Here is a 19,942-nt window from a genome sequence, read left to right as displayed (position 1 = left end):
GGCTGCCGACGCATAAAGCGACCCAAATAGAAGAATTACTGCCACATCGCTGGAAATCCAACTCAAATTAAAAAATAGGCATGGGGTTCAGCGGACGCTTACTTTTATCGTAAAAATTCACAATGAATTGATCCATAAAAGGCGTCATCTGCGTCACGCTTCGTGTCTCAAAATAATGACCAAGTTGACTATTAAGCCATGCCATAACAGCTATACAAAATAGAAAAAAGACACAAGGCAGAATCCAAACTTTAGGATAACGCCCGAGCACCATCAAGAAGGTATAGAACTCTCCTTGTATCCAATTCCACATCGTAAATTTTCCTTATCTCATAACACCCTGTTGCAAGCTATATTTCCATGACATTCTAAAAGCCGTATCTTTTGAATAGTGCTTATACATATCCATATCAATTTTTCTTTGACGAAGCATGATTTCATTCATAATCTTGTCAAAAGCTAGGTCTTTGGTATGCGGATCAGGATTATTCAGATACTTGCTTTCAAAATCAGCATGTTCCTTGATCTGTTTTAAGATATTAACAAACTTCACTTTTTGCTCTTCAGGTGTTGCAGCCCAACCGCCAAACCAGCGCTCATTAAATGTTTTAATGATTTCATCTAATGGATCTTCTTCCGTTTCACCTCCATGAGCCCCACGTGGATTCGGATTTGTCGGATCTAGAACTGTTTCTTCAGCATCTAATTCAATCTGTTCATTGAGCTTTTTACGTTGTAGTCCATACGAGTTTAAATCGACTGAGTTGAGTAACTCATCCAAGGCATCTGCTTCAGGATCTTCGATTTTAAGTTTCGGAATTAAGAATTTTAAGAACCAATACAACTTTTCCCAAGCTGGAACTTCATACGGTAAAATTGATGCCATCTGACCATAAATCTTCACAAACTGTTTTGCTTTGATTTTGAAATCTACTTTGTCCTCAGCACTCAATTCTAATTCTGAGTCAAAACGTGAAACGGCAATATCAATAATCGGACTCAGTTTTTCTGCATCGACTGAATCAAAGTATTTTGTGGCAAAGTCTTCCACTTCCGATGATTCATATACCCCAACACCATCTAATTCATCTTTTAGTTCGTTGAGTACATTAATATCAGTCGCTTGTGATAATGTGGTCGAGGTATAGAAACTATCAAATGATTGTTTGATGTCTTCTATTTCATTGAAGAAATCTAGAACAAATATATCTTCAGTTCGCTTACCTAATTTAGGTGCAGAACGGTTCAATCGTGAGAGTGCTTGCACACATAGAACATCAGCGAGTTTCTTATCGACATACATCGTGCAAAGCTTTGGTTGATCAAAACCTGTTAGGTATTTATTGGCCACAATCAATAATCGATACTGATCTTCATTCACACTCGCAGGCTTTTTATCACCGACATAGCCTCGATCAAACATGTCTTTGGTATCGTTGTCAGAGAACCCATTGAGAATGGCTTCGGTATATTCGATACCATCCACTTTCTTTTCTCCAGAGAAGGCAATGATTGCCTTAAATGGATATCCTGCTTGCTCTAACCGACGATCAATCGCTTTGTAATAACGGATCGCAGACTCAATATTTTGAGTCACAATCATCCCTTTCGCTTTACCTTTGAGTTTCTTGGTATTCACAACATGCTGTATGAAATGATCAAGCATCACCTCTGCTTTGATATCAATCGTCTGCTGTGTTTTCTCTACATAACTTCGGAGCGTTTTTTGCGCTTTTTTGGTATCGAATAAAGGATTTTCTAAAATTGATTTCTCAATTTCATAGAAGCTCTTATACGTCGTATAGTTCGATAAGACATCTAGGATAAATCCTTCCTCAATCGCCTGCTTCATCGAATAAAGATCAAAGGGTTTAAATGAGCCATCGGCTTGCTTTTCACCAAATTTCTCTAAAGTTGTATTCTTTGGCGTTGCAGTAAAAGCAAAATATGACGCATTACCTTTCATTTTTCGCGCCAACATGGCACTCAAAATTTTATCTTGAGCATCGACGCCATCACTGTCTTCATTTACTTTACCCATAACCTCATTCATTTTGTCATGCGCAACACCTGATTGAGAGCTATGCGCTTCATCAATGATCACAGCAAAACGTTTATCACTTAAATCTGCAATGCCATCAATAATGAATGGGAATTTCTGAATCGTTGTAATGATGATTTTTTTGCCATTTTCCAATGCAGATTTCAGTTCTGAAGACTTATGGGCATGTGCCGTAATATTTTTAACCTCGGAGAACTCCTTGATATTGTCTTTTAGCTGTTTATCTAAAATACGGCGATCTGTTACAACAATCACTGAATCAAATAAGGGATATTCAAGTCCACGGCTTCCAGCAACTGACTCTTTTACTGGATAGGCTTCGATCAACTGGAAAGCAGCCCATGTAATCGAGTTAGACTTCCCTGAACCTGCCGAATGTTGAATCAAGTAAGTTTGCCCTACACCATTCATTGAAACATGATCAATCAAACGACGTACGACATTGAGTTGATGATAACGTGGGAAATATAAGTTTCTTTTTTCTAAAAGAGATTTTTCATCACCATCTAGTCGAACAAAGTGCTGAATGATATTGGCTAAGCTTTCTTTTGAAAGCAGCTCTTGCCATAGATATGCGGTTTTATGCCCCTCTGGATTGGGGGGATTGCCTGCACCTGCATTATGTCCTTTATTAAAGGGTAAAAAGAACGTATCCACACCTGCAAGTTTGGTCGTCATATAAATTTCATCGGTATCTACAGCCATATGCACGATACAACGTGCAAAACTGAGTAATGGCTGGCTAATATCCCGATCTTGTTTATATTGCTTCTGTCCATGATGACGCGCATTTTGCCCTGTCCATTCATTTTTTAGTTCAAACGTCATGATTGGAATACCATTGACAAAGACCACCATGTCAATTTCTTGCAATGGATTGGCTTTGGAATAGCGGAGTTGACGCGTCACACTAAAAATATTTTGTTTAAAACGATCTTTAATCTTTTGTGAGCTACTGGCCAACGGCGCTGGATACATCAAATGAAAATGCGCTTGATCGACAGCAAGACCTTTCTTTAATAAATGTACAACCCCATGCTTTCTGATCATTCGATCAAAGCGTTCATAGATTTTTCTTTGCCAGTCATGCGGATTAAATTTTTGGATTTTAGCCAATTCATCTGCTTGCGTTTGCTCTAAGAACTGCCAAAAATATTGAGTATCTAAGGCATAAAGCATGTCAAAATTTGAAGGTGAACCTGATACAAAACCATGATGAGGTAGCACAATGTCGGTTGAACCTGCTTTGACATTCTCAAGACATGTTCCGGTCAAGGCTTTTTCAATTGCCATCTCTAAAGCACGTTCATTGGTTAAGCTAGCCATATTATTCACCACCCTTTGTAGCACAATAATGCCCTTTCAATAGCTCAAGCATCCGATTCTCATGCATCTTAATGACTTGCTTATTTAAATTTTTACTTTCTGACTTTTTAAAAGTATCGAATAAATATTTCAGCTTCAACGAATCATATGATGGCTTTCTCTCAAATTCTGCCAATTTAACCGTCACAGGCTTATTACTATATTCTGAATTTTGACCTGGACTGAGCAAAACCAAATTACCAAAAGCATGTAAATATGAGTCCTGCAATACAGCTCCAAATCTCTCTTTTTGAGGGTGCACATGCTCAACAGAGTTTTTTGCAGTAATACGGTAATTTTTAAATTTCTTCTCTGTACGGCGCCCATAGTTTTTCCATAAAACATATTCTAGTTTTTGGAACCAATAATGTTCAAAAGAAGTCCCCTTTTGACTTTCAAGATAAGTATGAATTTCTTGCCATTCTTTTCTTTCTACTTCATCCTCAAAACAAAGTTGATAACTGGCTTCTTTTTGGGTAACTCCATCTACTGCTAATGACAAATCATTATCAATTTTTTCTAGCCACTCAACAATTTTATCTTGACCTAAGCTAGACTCCGCAGTGATCATGTAAATTAAGAATGGTGTTAACCAATATTGCGCACTACGTTCACCTGTAAAAATTCGTACGCTTTGTAAAAGCTCTAAAGATGAATGATCATTGCCTTTATTTCTTGGATGATAAACTTTTTTTAATTTTTTAGAGATAGGGTTAGAAATCGAAGTTAAACGCAACTCTTCGCCACTGCCGTCTTCATTATCTAGCCATTTCACACACCAAGTATCAAATTGATATCGCACTTTCCACAATACATTCAGAAAACTTTTTATCTCAGCTTCAGTTGCATCATTTAGGAAGCTTTTAAAAATTTTTTGTAGGTTTGATACAATTAAGCGTTCTTCTATGTCTTGCTCATCATTTAAAACTTTGTAGATACGCAAAGCGTGAATTAATAACAACTCAAAACTAATAAAAGACCTACAATGCATTTTATTTTCTTCTGGAATATCCTCTTCTATTTGATCTTCGATTTCTATATTTTCATCATGGTCAGTTTCACCATTAATAATCTTTCTTTTTTTAGCAATCTCTTGAATTGAAAGACCATGAGATGGTCGAGCCTTATCATTTTCAGAGCTGACTTCAAACGGCATCATCTCTGCATCATATTCTGCAAGACTCTCATAACTCAATTTATTCCAAGCAGAAACTTCAATTTTTTTACGCAAAACTCGCTCAAAATATGTATTCATATTCTGGCAAGCATCCCAAATTGCCTCATAAATTTTCTTATTCCTTGTTATTTTTTTAAAAATTTTAGATTTCAAAATATCTACTGGTTCTAATTGTATTCCCGAAGTATTCATACTTGAAAACAACTTATTTAAGTCGGTCTTTTCAGGAATAATATTATTAATCCATATTACATTTTCAAAGATGTAGTCTACAAACTCTTTGAGATTTAGCTCACTCTCATGAATTTTTTTTAGCCTTTGTTTTATGTATTTTAGACCTTCATGTATATGCTTCAAATAAGCATCGTCAGTCAGTTGATCTTGCGATGGCTCACCAAATCCATCAAGCCCTGCTTGAGAGCCTAAATAAGATTCAATTTTTTCTCGAATTTCAAAATGCAATCTTGGTTTTTGTGCATAAGTAGATACGTCTAATATTGGATGCCCTTTTAAAGCTGAATCTTTGTAATCATGGCAAGCTAAGGCAAATAACATCAATGTTGTGGTGCGCTGCTGCCCATCGATTAATTCATAAATTGAATGATCTCTTTTTGAAGACAGTGTCGTACCAATAAAATAATGAGTTTCTTGATTCTTAGATGCCTGTTTATTCTTAAATGCTTCCTCAATATCATTGAGTAGATCTTCAATATTAATTGAGCTCCATACATATGGACGTTGATAGCTAGGGATAATGAATTGATAACTCTCATCTACAACGTGCTTTAAGCTTAAAAGCTCTGTATTTACGGCTTGATTCATTCTTATTACCCCAATTCTCGAATTTTTTGACTCAATTGCTCAGCAAATTTTGCTGCATATTGGGTTTGTTGCATTCCTAATCCAAAGTAAGTATTGGTTTTCTCAACAAAATATCTTTTGACCGTGTTTTCATTGAGTCCGTTTGGATCAACTTTTAATTCAAAACAATCCAAATATTCAAAAACCTGTTCTGCAGTAAAACTATAAGCAATGAGGTCTAAGACCTTATGACCCTTTAAAAACTCAGGAACAGAATCTGCTCGCACTGCCTTTTTATTACTGACGCGTTTTGAATAAGCAACCCTAAAAAACTTTTTAGCAAAGACATCAAGCTTATATTCACCAAACTGGCTGATGTACAACATCAGTCCAGTAACAAAAAGCTCTTCTAGGAAACGACAACCTTCTAATTCTTTTAACCACTTAATAAAATGAGAATACTCTGGTAAATAGCTAACTTTTAGATCTTTATAATAGTTCAGGTATATATTTTGAAAGTATTCAATATAAGAAATACTATTGATGCCTTCATTTAACGGCTGTCTAAGCTGATAACTATTTTGCAGATCTTGCTTTGCTTGCTTAGTCATTGGCGTATAGGTCATGCGCATAAAACCATAGGCAACATCGTCTTGATGTTTTAGAGCACGGTTTGCAAACTCATCGACGACCTCATCTCGAATCTTTTGTTTTTCTTGATAAAAAGGTACTGTTCGTGCGTTCAAACTATTCCAATAACGCCCTCTTAACAGCGTCATGACTATACTTTGCAATTCACCTAAATCTTCCCATTGCTTTGCATAGTGATTTCTATAACGTTCATTCACGGCTCGTAAATGATGCGCTTTAATAATATCTGGACCCGTGAGTCGCACACCGCCTGTATTTTGCGTTTCAAAAAATTTATAAGCATCATCTTCTGATTCAGTGACCACGAGTGATACAACAATATTTGCAAAATCTATATAGTCTTCCCATTCAGCTCGCACTTTTTCAAGATACTGTAAATTTTGTTTAATATGTTGAATGCTCAAACTCGCTTGATAGCTTAGAGATACATCATCAAGCTGACCATTTAAATATCCAAGTAAGGCAAGTGTGGTTAAGCGCTGCTGTCCATCAATAATGTTTAAATACCCATCTTGTGCATGTAAGATCACACTACCCAGATAATAAGGACTGTCAGCAAATTGTTCTTGATGATCTTTTAGATCGTCAATAAGTTTATCAATCTGCTTTTCACCCCATACATATGGGCGCTGATACTCAGGAATACTTAACTGACCCTGAATGTATTTTTGGCTTTCTGTTTTGATTCGTTTACCGCTAAGCAGCTGTGCAACATTGCACACTGCTACTTTGATCAACGCTTGTGGTTTCGTCACACATTACCCCAATTCTTAAATATTTAATTCTTTACTATCTTACTTAATCACTTGATACGCATCTTTCATATACGGTTTAAAAGCTTGTTCCAGCTTTTGGATATGCTCCAAATGCCAAGCGGTATAGTCTTGCCATAAGTCTTGGTTGTGACCCTCTATAGGCAAGCTAAACTCAATTCGAGAAGATTTCTTATTATCTAATCTGAGCCAATCCAGCGGATGTCCAAACTTCGCCTCAATTTCTGCTTTACGTGCATAAAAGAAATCAAACAATTGTTTGTTCTCTACGGCGTCCTTTCTCGCAAACTCAATATCAACACGTATCGCTTTCTGCAAGAAAATCAGATGGTAGTTACATTGTGATATGCCTGTTGCTGAACTCAACCAATGATCGGTTTTCGGGCTAATATTGTTATAAAGTGAATTTTCACTCTGTGAAAAATGTACAAGCAACTGCTCCCAATACTGGTAGCGAATATCGTTATGATCGGCTTGTTTTACTTTGGCAATGCTTTCTTCATCATCTTTACGAGTCAGACGCACCATATATTCCGATGCTTCAGGTACCGGAATAATTTGCTGAATATCCACCAGCAATTGTTCACCTAACTTATAAGGCGATACCTTTACACATTTCACATCAATCTTGCGATCGAGCAACCATAATGCGGTATTGGTGACTTCTTTACGAAACTCACCTGCCACCAAGATAATACGTTGGCTATTGCGTGGGTTTAAAGTTGGAATAGACACATCCGTTTCCTGATGTTCTTCTAAGAAGCGGTCAATCAGAATTTTGGCTGTGTTTTTGACTTGATCAGCATCAAAAGCATGTTGGTCTAAATCGGGATAGTTCGGTTTATTCTTCAATAGGTATTTGGCAAAGACTTCTTCAATATCATCCGAGGTAAACGGCGCGACATAAGATGCGTATTTGAGTGCCTGCCACACGGCGTCACGACCACTATCATCACGTTTGTTTTCAATCAGGACTAATTGCCCTTTGCTGTCTAATGCCAACAGGTCTAGGCGTTCGCCTGTGCCGTCAAAACCATCAAATTCTTTTTGGATAATCAGTAGTTCTTCGCCCAAAGCTCCTGGGTGGCTCACTAACCATTCTTGTAAGTCGTAACGCTCAGTCAGGTTCTGTTGTTTCAATTGTGTGGTGTCTAATGGTTTAAGTTTTTTATTGGCTGTGTCGACTGTATATAAGCTCATATCCCCCCCGAAATATTAAAAAACCTAGCCAACCGAAGTTCGCTAGGTTTAATTTTTTATGCCACTTTAATTTTGCCTGTTACCGCATCATTAATGAGTATTGTCTTATATTCTTTTAACTTTTCAATTTGTCTTTTAGTCAATGAAATAGCCTGATCAAGATCCGATTCAACTTGTTCAATATAATTTGCTATAAGTCTTTGCTGATTTATTGGAGGTACAACAATTTGTAGCTCATTCAACTCTTCAGCATTTAAGTGTGGTTGAGCTGAACGCATTCTTAGCAAATAAATCTGCTCATAAAGTACATAGTGGCTTAATAAAACAATTGAAAGAAATTTAGGGTCACAATTAAAAGGTGCTGCAACCATATCGTATCCAGCAATACATCCTGCATATTCCTCTGTAACAATTGCTGAGTCGCCTGTGTATGCTCCACTACGTACAACTATAATCTCATCTTTATTTAGAGTAGGATTTCTGTCCCAAGGAATATCATTTGGATCAATATATAACATTCCTTTCTCGACAATTTTCCCCCTTTCAACATTCGTTGCCCTAATAATTTTTAAACCATTATCCAACTGTTTAGGTGGTTGTCCTAAACCATAACGAACTTTAGCCAAATATTTAAATTTTAGAATGTGCCAATCTTGAGGAATATTCCCAACTCCGTTCAAACCTGAATCTTTCATCGGTACATTTGGATCTAAACCTTGCGTCACCGCTTTTTGAATCACAATTTGCTTACGTTCATTGAGTAAGGAAATTTGCTGTTCTTTAATTGCAATGGCTTGGTCGATTTCAGATGTTTTTTGATCTAAAAATAAAGCTATCCTAGACTGTTCCTCTGTAGAAGGATAAGCAATAACAAAATCATTAATGTCTTTAGGTGCCATATGAGGAATCATAGGATCAGTTTTTGATCTGTTAATCCAATTTAAAAATCTTTTGCTAGCAAGATTCCAATATAGATATCTTGCATTAAGTAAATTTTTAACTCTTAATCTAGCTACTCGTTGTAATAACAATAATGGAAGATCCTGCTCAGATACTTGGCAAAAATTTTTACCAACTTTTGATCCATCCATTCCAATTAACAAATCACCATTTTTTAATAGATACCGTTGTAAATCTGGAGTTACTTCAGGCCAATAAGCTGTGTCTTTCCAATCAAGTATTGACTCTTTAACATTAATTCCACGTACTAACTTAATACCCTCTTCTGTATATTTTGAACTATTGAATGGGTAGCCGGTGAGTAGTTTTATTTCATATTTTATCCGATCAACTTTCCACCCTACAGGTACAATCGGTAACTCTAAATTATTCGAATCTTGATAAGCATCATATTGTTTAAACATCATGCTTCCCCTTAAAGACCTAAAATCTGCGCAATTAAGCCATCAGCTTGCTTTTCCAAACTTAAAATATCTTGCGCCACTTCATCTAAAGAACGCAAAGGCTTATGCTGATAGAAATACTTATTAAAGCTCACCTCATAACCAATCTTCACAGAATCAAGATTAATCCACGCTTCTGCTACATGCGGTTTTACTTCATCTAAGAAATACTGATGAATCTGCTGTTTTAACGGCACAGACTCACTATCACGCAAATCACTATTGCTTTCATAGGTGATGTACTCACCTTGCTTATTCGTCGCATAATAACCAAAGTCAGCTAAAACAGCTTCAGTACAACCCAAATGAGCAACTAAATCAGCCAGCTCATCTGAATCGAACTTCACAACCTTCTTCACCACTTTTTCTGCTGTTTCGTCATACCAACTGACAGCATTCAACAGATTGTTCTTTTCAGTATTCGACAGCTTAATTTTTAACGCTTTAATCGCTTCATCTACTTTCTTTTTAAAGACATTAAAATCAGAGAAATCATTCTGCCCCACGTGCGCCATAATACTCAGTGTATTCTCGAATGAAGCCTTTAAGTTTGCCCAATGCGTTGCATCAAATAATTTGCTTTGTGCTTTATTGTTAAGGGTAATCTCTTGCGTTTCACACCATGCCAACACGTCTTTTTTAACCGCTTCAAGCTTGCCTGAAGCATAGATCTCATCGCCATAGGTGTTATACATATACTCCATAGGCTCAAGCAAAGATTTATCAAAACGTAGGCCTTGTAAACGCTCTGCACTAAACTGTGCTTTACGGCGGTCAGGACGCTCAATATTGACCTTGTAATAACCAAAATCTTGGTTATCAAATACTTTGCTCGCAATCCCCATAGGCTCATGCTGTGCATCAAGCTGACGCTCGACATCTTCACCAGCCAAATAGGTCTGCATAATCTCAGCAATATGCTCAGGTGCAAATTCACAGTTTTTATTGCCCAAGTTTTTACGCAATTTACGGAACATTAAACTCGCATCAAGGAGCTGTACTTTGCCTTGACGGTGTGCCGGTTTGTTATTCGACAATAGCCAAATATAAGTGGTAATACCGGTGTTATAGAACAAGTTATTTGGCAATTGCACAATTGCATTGAGTAAGTCATTTTCAATGATGAAACGACGAATATTGCTTTCACCACCACCAGCATCACCGGTAAATAAACTCGAACCATTATGGACTGAAGCAATACGGCTACCGATGCCATTATGCTCAGGTGATTTCATCTTATTGACCATTTCCATCAGGAACAAAAGCTGACCATCACTTGAACGTGGTGTAGCATCGCAAGTCTCTTCATTGCCCCAATAATCTTTGAGTTTCACGATAAAACGTGGGTCAATCACATCAGAGCCGTCTTTAATGTACTTTTGCTCTGATGCCCAGCTTTTACCATACGGTGGGTTTGACAACATAAAGTCAAACTTGGTGCCGACAAACTCATCCGTGGTCAGCGTTGAACCGACTCGAATGTTTTCAGGGTTATTGCCCTTAATCATCATGTCTGACTTACAAATCGCATAAGTCTCGTCATTGATCTCTTTACCATACAGAATCACATCACGATTGCCATTTTCCACGGCGTAACGTTCATCAATAAAGTTCTGTGCTTCTGTGAGCATGCCACCCGAACCACATGCTGGGTCATATACGGTAATGGTTAAAGGTAACTTTTCTTGAATTGGATCAAAGACAAAGTGTGTCATCAACTCAATCACTTCACGTGGGGTAAAGTGCTCACCCGCTTCTTCGTTATTTTCTTCGTTAAACTTACGAATTAATTCTTCAAAGACATAACCCATGCCCAAATTGGTCAATGCAGGCAAACGATAACCGTCAGGGTCAAGGATATCTTCTGGGGTAAGGTTGATATACGGAGAAAGGAACTTTTCGACCACATCCATCAATACGTTTTTATGCGACATATGACGGATTTGTGCATACAAGTTAAAGCATTGAATAATTTCTTTAACGTTGGCGCTAAAACCTTCTAAGTATTCTTCAAAGTTCGCCAACAAAATTTCAGGGTTGTTTGATGCAGATGTATATAGCGAGCGTAGCGTCCATTTAGACGTATTATAAAACACATAGCCCGATGCTTCTTTCAGTGGCTCATCATCAAACTCAGTCAGTTCCATTTCGACTTGTTGATAGCGCACTTCTTCGAGTACTGCATCTTTGCTTGGCTCTAACAGCGTATCTAAACGACGTAATACCACCATCGGTAAAATCACATCACGATATTTACCACGTACATAGACATCTCGAAGACAGTCATCAGCGATCGACCAGATAAATGAAACCAATTTGTTATGTACTGAATGATCCATAAGAACCCAAAATAATGCATTAATTTTTAATGTCGATATTTAACACTATTTTAAAGTCTTACGGCAGTGTATATATGGAATACTTTAGGGTCATACGCCAAATCGTGTCGCGGATCATTTTTCAAAAAATTAAGGGTATCTCGTGGATTTAACACTGTTTAATTATTCAATACTCAATAAGTTTGATCGACAGCTTGAAGGAAATTTAGAACAACTAGTTAAAAAAGCGAGTCAGATTGAAGATGAACTTTCATCTTTCGAGTTAAAGGGCATGCTCTGTGAAGCCTTGGGACTTCAGGTTTTAGACAGTCATTCCAGCCAAATGGCTGATCAAGGCGAAGAAATAAAAGTTTCTTTTGCCTATATTTTGAAATGTTTATCCCTATACCCATTAAAAGAAGATATTTATAAAAATTGGAACAAACATGTTGAGCTATTTGATCAAGCTGAATTAGCAAGTTTTTCAGAAGAAAGTATCACTGAGTTGCATCGGTTTATACAGAGCATCGTCGTTACGGGACAAGATCATGCTTATCTATCACAGGAAAAGATGAGCCAGCCTGTACACCTCATTATGTTACTGCTGATTCATCTAGACACCCTGATTACCCTAGATAGTAAATTTGCACCGCTCTGCTTTAATCAGCTATTCAAATTTAGGTATAAAAAACAAAAGCCCTATGGCCCTTCAAGTAGCTTTTCCGATCTGCTCCTCTATTTAGTGGCTTCACATGCAAATAAGAAACCACTAGAAAAAGTCCCATCGATGAGTTCGTTTGATCAATACTTAGATACTGAATTTCTTGGTGAAGAATTTGAAACAAGCGATGATGTAGAAAATCCACGTATTGCCAAAATACGCCAACTGATTAAAAAGATGCGAGCTGAAGATCGTTTTTGTTATCTAACCGATATAGATCAATTTGTAACAGTACCTTGTGAGATAGCCAAACTGTTTAGCGATGAAAAATATGAAACGGTAGCCAAATCCAATGCACGCTTTCTTCTCTATAGAACAATAACAGATGCCGATTATGTTGCCTTCAATGACATGAACGCACTATGGCTGATTTACTACTTCCAATTCCTTATCTATGATGCACAGCAAATGAACCCTCCTGAAGTTTTACAGGGACTCAGCACGACGCGAGAATTTATGGATTTATGGCAAATGTTCTATGTACCGAGTGGGAAAAAGGCCACTTTTCAGTGGCCTGCCAAGTTCAATGAAGTGGCACAAATCACTTAAAGATTGTTATAGCGCCCAGAACCTGAGGGGTTGCCGGTTTTGCTTGGCCAGCCCGCTTCATTTGTCAACTCAGTAAAAAAGTTTACTGTATCGTCATAATCCTCTTTAGACCATAACGGATAATCCGTATATGACCTTCTAATTTGCCATAAAGCTTCCCGTTTAAATGATTTAAGTCCATTTAAACGGAGATTTTCATCTGGAATTATTAAAAATCCCCAGGTGTCATCTTTATCACCTATATCTAAATGCATATTGAGCTTTTTTGCTGTTCTAAAAACATTCACGATTCCTCCAAGACCTAATTGAGGTTTTGGTTCTTTCAACAAAATAATTTTGTCTCCTAACATATTTTCCATTTCTTCAATTGTATTTGGACTATACAACCCTTTACCGTTTAATCCTGCAATTTGGATATGAAGACTCATATTAGAACTCCTTACTTTTGCGGTGGATTATTATCACGACCACCACCTGAAGGGTTTCCTGTGGTACTCGGCCAACCAGCTTTACTCATTATATTCTCTCCTTCATTCATATAGATTCAGCTTCATATCGAGCTGATACATCAATTATGGAGAAGTTGTTTCTTCGATTTTGCCAGAAACAATTCAAATCAGCATAAAAAGTAATCAAATATTTATTTTTTATGCTAATCGATACCAATCACATTCAGCAGCCTGATTTGAATTACACGCTTTCTTTTTGGCCTTGCAATAAATGGGCAACCCTTCAGTATAGTTGTAATTATCACCACTGTATTTACACAAGAAGCAACTCCGCCCTGAGCTACAGCCCAAATCCAAGATTCGTGCAGATTCCGGTAACTCAGCTAAAAATGGCTAATACAGTGTTTCCATATCCACATCTAAAAATTAAGGGAGCGAATGCCCCCTTAATTTTTATTCAAACAAATCAGCTCTTACTTCATCCAAATCACGATCTGACTTGAACCGATTACATATCGGGTGAATAATTGCTCCATTTTCTAGAATGCCGTAGCCACCTTCTGCTTTCGATTCTCGATGATCTACTTCAGTCGATTCAAGGTATAGAGCACTATCACACACTTCACAATAGCTCCATGTTTTCTTTTCCTCACGTTGATACACATTTCTTTTGGTGGCAGGTGAAAAATTTAGAGGTTTTTTCTTCTTTGATGGTCTTACTGATTTAACAAAACTCACAACATCATCAACAATGCTCTCATCATAAGCGCCACCAAAACGCTCAAGGTAAAAATCATTAAAATTAATATAATCAAATGATTGACTCATCGAAAGAATGACAGTGTTCAAACAAACCTCATCTTCAAAATCTAAATCCATATTTAGTCCAATACAGATAAAAGCTTGATACACGTTCTTCAATCGCTCATGTGATCTAATCCCACTACCAAACTTACCAACAGTTTCTTTGATCGCCACAGGAATTTTTTCAATTAAACTTTCAACACTACGGCGTGCTCGTGTAAAACCAATAAAATCTAACTTCTTATTCTGTATTTCAAAACAACCTTCTTCAATTTCAAAGACTATAGAGAACCAAGCCAAAAAGGATGTAACTTGAAAACGATTATCTTTATAAAAATATAGTTTTGGGTGTAAACCCAAACTTGGAATCCGAATGCTAATTTCTGGTTTGGCGATACGACACAACACAACTCTAAGTTTTAGTATTAAATTTTCAACACGCTGACCTTGGTCTATACTCACAGTATTCTGACAAGTATCACCAAACACGATATTCAGGAGCTCATTGACCAAGCCTATTTTTTTACCGTGTGCTAAATCCGGCTCTAAAAGTATTATCTTAAAAAGATGATCGTGAATTTGCTCACCCAAAGCGATCACTTCATTTATCCGCTCGTAATTCAGTTCAGCCAAGTTGGATTTATTATCGTTTATATAACAACACGCATAAATCACATAAAAAGCATCACTCCCCCTATTCTGTAAATGATACTCCTCATCTGGATCTAATCGTTTCGTATCCGAATTGATTGAACAAAAGGCTTTTCGAGCTTCCTCAGGTGTCCCAATTACTTGAATAAAATTAATTTTGGTTGATTTTAATTTTTGCTGAAACTCAGAATCACTCGATAATTTTTGAAAATCAGCTAATCCACCTAATCGATTACGAATCTGACGAATATCTCGTTTTTGTGGTGCCGTGAATTTCGGAGCTCCTACTACCTGCTCATCAATAAAGAATCTTTTGATCCAAGCATAAATAATTGAAATCCTATGCCCACCATCGATGATATAAATATTGCCAGCAGCATCCTTCCAATAGCGAATGCATAAATTGACATTACGATCATTCAAACAATCTAGAATAAACTCCTCAATTTCATCAGGGCTCCAACATTCTGTGGAACGTTGATTGTCTGCCTTATATAATTTTTCTAGAATTTCATGCTGTGCGAAATCATAAAGTGATATTTCAAAGTTTTGGTGTTGATTTGAGTGCGACATTTCGTCAAGCAACATCATTTTTCTTTGAATAATATTGGTTAATAGCTTAGTACGGGCCATCTGTATTTTCTCTAGGCAATACTTCTCTATATCTCGTAAAATTACGAAATTTATAAAAGTAAAATTATTTAGATATGACTAAAATTTATTTCAAAAGTTTTATTCTTTAAGAACAGAAGAAATGGCTTGGAGAAAATAAGGGATATTATAGAAAGTGTTCATGTTTAGTTCCTGTAGTAATTTATTACAAACAAGCTTCCAACTTTTCCACGAGATGGAGGCAAGCCAAACAGGGGTGGAAATACCGTACTACAGAAGACGGCCAGTCAAAGACTGCCCTGCTTGGCCTACCATTACGATAGACTAAACATAATAAACGCAAAAAACCGCTAAAGCGGTTAACTGCTTCTGTAGTAAATTCAGGTTTCCACGCCTGGTTACAGATTTTGCTGTAACGTATTTATATTATGTGCATAAAATCAATTGGTCAAATTTTATGATCAATAAACAATCAATTGATTTTAAATAAACGATTTAATTCTGATAAAACTGTTGCTCCAATCAGATATAGGCTTTATTTATAAAATTAAATCTAATTACCTAACCAAGTTGTAAGGCTCATTATTTACATGTATTTGAATAGACTGACATCCCGCAGTCTCAATATCTTTTAATGCTTTGTGAATTGCTAAATCAAGACTTAGGGCTTTTCTTTCAAACTCTAAGTATAAGTTGTTGTTAATTGAACATAATAAAGCATCATCACAATCTGCTTCAAATATACGATCCTCAATACATTTATCTGAACCTTTTAAATCCTTGATATAAATTGTAAATTCAAATTTTTTTATTGCGCTATTCATCATTTATCCTTTCATTAAAACAAAAGTCTTTTATGTCTATTGTAGTGTGCTTAAACACGCATTGTATTTAGGTCTTTATCTATTTAAAACAAATTCAGCTCATGTTATCTTTTTTTGATAGATCTTAGGAGGCCATTTGAAACTACAAATTTTATCTGACACACATAATTCAGAATATCAATTGTCAAAAGATGCAGATCTTATCATTCATGCTGGGGATTTTTCGAATCGTCTAAGTGGTGCTATTGAGTTTGCAGAAACATGTAAAAATCTAAATAAAAACTTTATCTTTGTTTTAGGTAATCATGATTATTACTGCTCAAACTACAATTTAGTCGTAGATTTCTTAAGAGAAAACTATCCTCAAAATGCTCTACTTGATGATAACCATATCAAGATACAGGATAAAATATTTGTTGGCGGTACATTGTTTACGAACTTTCGTTCCAACTCTCCCCTTACATCTCCTAACATACTTTTACAATCCAAAAAAGATGCTGAACAATCTATTTATGATTTTGATCAAATCATGATTAGTAGCGATAATCGATCTATAACGGCAGATGACTACATTGCATTATTTCAACGATATCATCAAAACATTATGCAGTTTAAAGGGCAAGACAATGTAATCGTCATTACCCATTTCCCTCCTCATTTAGCCTGTCTTGATCCGTATTGGGGTAAGCATCCTGTTGCATCAGCCCTTAATCCTTATTTTATAAATGACTTGGATATTAAAGGCTTTACACTTTGGATTTCAGGACATACGCACACATCAGTGGATACTATAGTCGACGGATGTAGATTAGTGATCAATCCTTTAGGTTATCCGCAAGAACAAGGTAAAAATGGTTTTAGAGAAAATTTGATCATCGAAGTTTAAATTGTCATACTCGTATTAAACCAATTCAACCCAACTCTAATGTCAAACTTCCTGTAGGACTGATGATTTAGATTCTACGCCATGAACCAGGAGAAACTCATGTCAATTCATTTAGATTCAGAAGATGATAGAAGGAATAAAATTGCAGATCAAATACTTAAAGATCTACTCGAGATCAATAAACTTCAAGGTATTTCCATTAAAAAAATGAAAGCAGATCAAAATGGTGTTTTTTACGTGGAACAAGAAATATCAACTGAGGACTTCCTCAAGACACTCTGAGCTTCACTCATTAAGATGACATCATGACCTTTAAGGTATATTTAAAAACCCAACCAAATTGTATCACCTGTAGTTGCATATATAGTCTCAGCAGTTTATTTTAACATGTCACATTCACAATTTAATATTTGGGGTGAATGCTCTTTGATCAACATAATTAAATACTTCTCTACGGATTCATAACCTAATGCAGATGCCGCATTTTTAGCGAGTTGCATCGTAGTCAAATCTATTTCTAGAGTAATCAAATCTGTATTATCTTCTGACATTTTGCTATCCCTACTCAGTTATAAAGTCTGTATAGAAATCACTAAGCTATGCTTAAAATTATGGTCAAATCTAACGTCATCTCATATTTCAGATATTCATGAAAGATATATGCGAATTCTTATTTAAATGGTTATTAAGATTTGTGGCTATTCAAGGGCGGGTTTCACCATCTGCGATGTCTGTAAAACCAATATAAGCCTAATACAAATCCTGTGCCATTAATATCCACCATCATCATTTAAAAATTCTTGAGCAGATTTTGTATTGGATACTTTTATACTCGGAATATTATGGCTAAGTGCTATGAGTTGTGCTGTATTAAAATCATCATCACTTATCTGATTACTTACAGGGATTCGACCTGTTCTAGCTATTTCAGCCATAACCATACTAAAAACAGATGTAGGGGTTAGCCCAACTTTTTTTAATGATGTACTCTGCTGATTCTGAGATTGCCTCATCCACAGCATATTGAACTCTTTTTTAATTTGCATAGATATTTAACACCTCTCAGTCTTATTAATGCCATATTGCGCCACAAAATGACACCAAACAAGTAAGTAGTCAGTGCACATTCTTAATAAGAATTAGTGTCTCAGTGGTTGTTGATTTTGCAATATAGCTTATTCCTTATCTATTCAATATGCACATTAGCTTCCTTAGGCTTAGCATACTCCTCCATGTATTGATTTTTCATAAACATAATTTCCGCTTCACGTTGCTTTACCAATTCTTCACGAGCATCCCTATCCTTGAGTTCCTTTGTTTGTTGATAATTGAAAAAGCTTATTCCAACAAGTACCAAGAATAGAAACCAGAGGCTTCTTTTTGCACTACGACTTAATTTCTGTAATAGCCCCCAATTTAAACTACTTCAACATTCTAATTTAGAAAACATCAATGCACCTGATGAAAATATTAAATTATTTAATAATTTTCGAATCCAAACTACATATGCTAATCCTTACATGATTACTAAACTAGCCCAAGCTGTGTAATCATTCCTGAAGCCTGCTTCGCATTCCACTGACGATGTACACATAGCAAAAATAAAGCACCAAATATTTTTTGGCATGTATTGTTCTTAAAATTTGTATTCTTAATTTCTACATTGACACCTTTTTTACTTTTCGCCATTTTTAGTTCTGATTCAATTTCTTGCCAAGTTTTGGACACTCTAATATTTTTAGATGAATCCAATACTCGCAATTTGCGTAAGAACTTATTAAATTCCTGATAATCTTTTTTGCACTCTATATACACGTCCATACGTGCATCAATTAATCGTATACGGTGCTCAAAATAATTAAGGACAAAGTTCTCTCTCATTAAACTAGAGAAAGACTGATAATTTTCAACAACTAATAAATTAGCTATCTGATTTTTGTATATATATTTTAATAGTCGATCTAAATCACTTTCTGGTTCCTGAACTTTCTTATGTTGAAAGTGACGATTTGCATAGAGTTTTACAGCTAAATCATTCCCTATTGTCCTGATTAAAGCATCGATATCTCTACCTGATAGAACGTTCACAATATGATTGAAGCTAGCCATGAGCTGACGTCTCACCATAATGTCTTGATCTTCTTCGATAACCTCTTGCTCTGCGACATAACTAATAAAACGATTTGGATATATCATTTCTTGAATTATTCTCGAGCTTGACTTCAGTTTTTCTACAATACTTTTTAGAGTAATTTTTTCTTTCACTTGTGATGTATTGAACTGTTTATTAAATAATTTAACGGGCAATAAAGCTCTGACTATTTTTGCTGATATTTTACTTTCTTCTATACACAGCGCATCAACCACCAATAATGGTCCAAAATGTAAATAATGATTTACCGTCATTTCAATAGAAGAATGTCCTATAAGATGAGCCAGTTTCTTCCATAAATCAGTACGAACATCAGCATTATCTAAGCTATAAAGTAGATAGCTTTTAATTTTGCGAACTTGGTCTGGTGAATAATCAGTCCAAGAACTGATCAGTGAATCTGTTCCTTTCAAAATTAATGAGAGATTGGTAGAAGCAGTGTAAGCGTCCGCTGAATCCCATACCAATTTTTAATTCGATTCAGGTTTCCAGCAGTGCGGCAGCAATTCTTCAATTTGGGTCACTTTGTGTGTCGGCAGCTTTT

General features: G+C 36.1%; 16 protein-coding genes. 3 read left to right on the top strand and 13 right to left on the bottom strand.

Annotation, left to right across the window (positions count from 1 at the left end; genetic code table 11):
* Positions 1-67 precede the first annotated feature (67 nt).
* The 7 genes from ACE01T_RS14395 to ACE01T_RS14365 are packed head-to-tail and all read right to left on the bottom strand — an operon-like array spanning position 68 to position 11,771.
* Positions 68-313 (bottom strand): hypothetical protein, encoded by a 246-nt coding sequence (locus ACE01T_RS14395; RefSeq protein ID WP_395519539.1) that lies wholly within the window; start codon positions 311-313, stop codon positions 68-70.
* 12 nt (positions 314-325) lie between these two features.
* Positions 326-3,388 carry a type I restriction endonuclease subunit R gene (locus ACE01T_RS14390; protein WP_395519538.1) on the bottom strand — a complete coding sequence of 1,021 codons (3,063 nt, stop codon included), beginning with the start codon at positions 3,386-3,388 and terminating at the stop codon, positions 326-328.
* Between the two features lies 1 nt (position 3,389).
* Positions 3,390-5,426 carry a DUF262 domain-containing protein gene (locus tag ACE01T_RS14385; RefSeq protein ID WP_395519537.1) on the bottom strand — a complete coding sequence of 679 codons (2,037 nt, stop codon included), beginning with the start codon at positions 5,424-5,426 and terminating at the stop codon, positions 3,390-3,392.
* Between the two features lie 5 nt (positions 5,427-5,431).
* Positions 5,432-6,811 (bottom strand): DUF262 domain-containing protein, encoded by a 1,380-nt coding sequence (locus tag ACE01T_RS14380; protein ID WP_395519536.1) that lies wholly within the window; start codon positions 6,809-6,811, stop codon positions 5,432-5,434.
* A gap of 39 nt (positions 6,812-6,850) precedes the next feature.
* Entirely contained in the window at positions 6,851-8,029 is a 1,179-nt protein-coding gene (locus ACE01T_RS14375) for a DUF4268 domain-containing protein (protein ID WP_395519535.1), read from the bottom strand.
* A gap of 56 nt (positions 8,030-8,085) precedes the next feature.
* Entirely contained in the window at positions 8,086-9,396 is a 1,311-nt protein-coding gene (locus tag ACE01T_RS14370; protein WP_395519534.1) for a restriction endonuclease subunit S, read from the bottom strand.
* Between the two features lie 8 nt (positions 9,397-9,404).
* Positions 9,405-11,771 carry a type I restriction-modification system subunit M gene (locus tag ACE01T_RS14365; RefSeq protein ID WP_395519533.1) on the bottom strand — a complete coding sequence of 789 codons (2,367 nt, stop codon included), beginning with the start codon at positions 11,769-11,771 and terminating at the stop codon, positions 9,405-9,407.
* Between the two features lie 142 nt (positions 11,772-11,913).
* On the opposite strand from ACE01T_RS14365, the gene ACE01T_RS14360 reads away from it, so the two are divergent.
* Entirely contained in the window at positions 11,914-13,020 is a 1,107-nt protein-coding gene (locus ACE01T_RS14360; protein ID WP_395519532.1) for a hypothetical protein, read from the top strand.
* Here ACE01T_RS14360 and ACE01T_RS14355 read toward each other — a convergent pair.
* From ACE01T_RS14355 to ACE01T_RS14345, 3 genes are all read right to left on the bottom strand, one after another.
* Positions 13,017-13,448, bottom strand: coding sequence for a hypothetical protein (locus ACE01T_RS14355; RefSeq protein ID WP_395519531.1), 432 nt, complete (start codon positions 13,446-13,448; stop codon positions 13,017-13,019). The genes ACE01T_RS14360 and ACE01T_RS14355 overlap by 4 nt on opposite strands.
* Positions 13,449-13,922: 474 nt before the next feature.
* On the bottom strand, positions 13,923-15,557 hold the full coding sequence (locus ACE01T_RS14350; protein WP_395519530.1) for an HNH endonuclease: 1,635 nt from the start codon (positions 15,555-15,557) through the stop codon (positions 13,923-13,925).
* 536 nt (positions 15,558-16,093) lie between these two features.
* Positions 16,094-16,363, bottom strand: a complete 270-nt coding sequence (locus ACE01T_RS14345; protein ID WP_395519529.1) for a hypothetical protein — start codon at positions 16,361-16,363, stop codon at positions 16,094-16,096.
* Positions 16,364-16,496: 133 nt separating this feature from the next.
* On the opposite strand from ACE01T_RS14345, the gene ACE01T_RS14340 reads away from it, so the two are divergent.
* On the top strand, positions 16,497-17,246 hold the full coding sequence (locus ACE01T_RS14340; protein ID WP_395519528.1) for a metallophosphoesterase family protein: 750 nt from the start codon (positions 16,497-16,499) through the stop codon (positions 17,244-17,246).
* Between the two features lie 99 nt (positions 17,247-17,345).
* Positions 17,346-17,528 carry a hypothetical protein gene (locus ACE01T_RS14335; RefSeq protein ID WP_166171463.1) on the top strand — a complete coding sequence of 61 codons (183 nt, stop codon included), beginning with the start codon at positions 17,346-17,348 and terminating at the stop codon, positions 17,526-17,528.
* A gap of 95 nt (positions 17,529-17,623) precedes the next feature.
* On the opposite strand, the gene ACE01T_RS14330 is transcribed toward ACE01T_RS14335, so the two are convergent.
* From ACE01T_RS14330 to ACE01T_RS14320, 3 genes are all read right to left on the bottom strand, one after another.
* A complete protein-coding gene (locus ACE01T_RS14330; RefSeq protein ID WP_395519527.1) occupies positions 17,624-17,797 on the bottom strand; it encodes a hypothetical protein in 174 nt (57 codons plus the stop codon).
* Positions 17,798-18,016: 219 nt separating this feature from the next.
* Positions 18,017-18,292 (bottom strand): type II toxin-antitoxin system RelB/DinJ family antitoxin, encoded by a 276-nt coding sequence (locus ACE01T_RS14325; RefSeq protein ID WP_395519526.1) that lies wholly within the window; start codon positions 18,290-18,292, stop codon positions 18,017-18,019.
* 481 nt (positions 18,293-18,773) lie between these two features.
* Positions 18,774-19,865 (bottom strand): hypothetical protein, encoded by a 1,092-nt coding sequence (locus ACE01T_RS14320; protein ID WP_395519525.1) that lies wholly within the window; start codon positions 19,863-19,865, stop codon positions 18,774-18,776.
* Between the last annotated feature and the right edge of the window lie 77 nt (positions 19,866-19,942).

The sequence above is a fragment of the Acinetobacter uliginosus genome (genome assembly GCF_044130295.1).
In the GTDB taxonomy this organism is placed as follows: domain Bacteria; phylum Pseudomonadota; class Gammaproteobacteria; order Pseudomonadales; family Moraxellaceae; genus Acinetobacter.
This window is presented reverse-complemented; position numbering and strand designations above follow the sequence as displayed.

What these genes read in the sequence shown, in the direction of transcription:
- ACE01T_RS14395 (WP_395519539.1), bottom strand. Translation starts at nt 313, where the DNA reads ATGTGGAATTGGATACAAGGAGAGTTCTATACCTTCTTGATGGTGCTC.
- ACE01T_RS14390 (WP_395519538.1), bottom strand. Translation starts at nt 3,388, where the DNA reads ATGGCTAGCTTAACCAATGAACGTGCTTTAGAGATGGCAATTGAAAAA.
- ACE01T_RS14385 (WP_395519537.1), bottom strand. Translation starts at nt 5,426, where the DNA reads ATGAATCAAGCCGTAAATACAGAGCTTTTAAGCTTAAAGCACGTTGTA.
- ACE01T_RS14375 (WP_395519535.1), bottom strand. Translation starts at nt 8,029, where the DNA reads ATGAGCTTATATACAGTCGACACAGCCAATAAAAAACTTAAACCATTA.
- ACE01T_RS14370 (WP_395519534.1), bottom strand. Translation starts at nt 9,396, where the DNA reads ATGATGTTTAAACAATATGATGCTTATCAAGATTCGAATAATTTAGAG.
- ACE01T_RS14365 (WP_395519533.1), bottom strand. Translation starts at nt 11,771, where the DNA reads ATGGATCATTCAGTACATAACAAATTGGTTTCATTTATCTGGTCGATC.
- ACE01T_RS14355 (WP_395519531.1), bottom strand. Translation starts at nt 13,448, where the DNA reads ATGAGTCTTCATATCCAAATTGCAGGATTAAACGGTAAAGGGTTGTAT.
- ACE01T_RS14350 (WP_395519530.1), bottom strand. Translation starts at nt 15,557, where the DNA reads ATGGCCCGTACTAAGCTATTAACCAATATTATTCAAAGAAAAATGATG.
- ACE01T_RS14345 (WP_395519529.1), bottom strand. Translation starts at nt 16,363, where the DNA reads ATGATGAATAGCGCAATAAAAAAATTTGAATTTACAATTTATATCAAG.
- ACE01T_RS14335 (WP_166171463.1), top strand. Translation starts at nt 17,346, where the DNA reads ATGTCAATTCATTTAGATTCAGAAGATGATAGAAGGAATAAAATTGCA.
- ACE01T_RS14330 (WP_395519527.1), bottom strand. Translation starts at nt 17,797, where the DNA reads ATGTCAGAAGATAATACAGATTTGATTACTCTAGAAATAGATTTGACT.
- ACE01T_RS14325 (WP_395519526.1), bottom strand. Translation starts at nt 18,292, where the DNA reads ATGCAAATTAAAAAAGAGTTCAATATGCTGTGGATGAGGCAATCTCAG.